The organism is Rossellomorea aquimaris (assembly GCF_001877785.1).
Lineage (GTDB): Bacteria > Bacillota > Bacilli > Bacillales > Bacillaceae_B > Rossellomorea > Rossellomorea aquimaris_A.
The window spans coordinates 1-404 of record NZ_MINN01000029.1; the positions used below are offsets into that span (position 1 = coordinate 1).

1 pseudogene is annotated in these 404 nt (G+C 37.9%); it reads left to right on the plus strand.

Annotation, left to right across the window (positions count from 1 at the left end):
• Positions 1-74: 74 nt before the first annotated feature.
• Positions 75-404: pseudogene (gene yclN / locus BHE18_RS01110) on the plus strand (petrobactin ABC transporter permease YclN); the annotation flags it as partial.

The window sequence follows — 404 nt, forward strand, 5'->3', positions numbered from 1 at the left end:
AAAGTGTAATGAATGATGTGATGCTGAATTATAGTATATAGGAGTTTATGTCAGTTATTTGTTTTTTTTTTTTTCTCGGCATTTTAATTTCCTTGCTGCTGTTTACATCGGCCAGTCCTTTAATCAAAATGCTGGTCGCGTTTGTCTTTGCCCTTGCAGGAAATTTTCTGTTTATGAAAATCCTTGAAAGAATCAAGTTTAACGACACCATCTTTATTCCGCTTGTCGGTTTAATGCTCGGGAATATCGTCAGTTCAATCGCGACATTTATCGCATATAAATATGACTTGATCCAGAATGTGTCATCATGGCTGCAGGGAGACTTCTCTTTAGTCGTGAAAGGAAGATACGAGCTTCTTTATCTGAGTATTCCGCTCGTCATCATTGCCTATGTGTATGCGGAT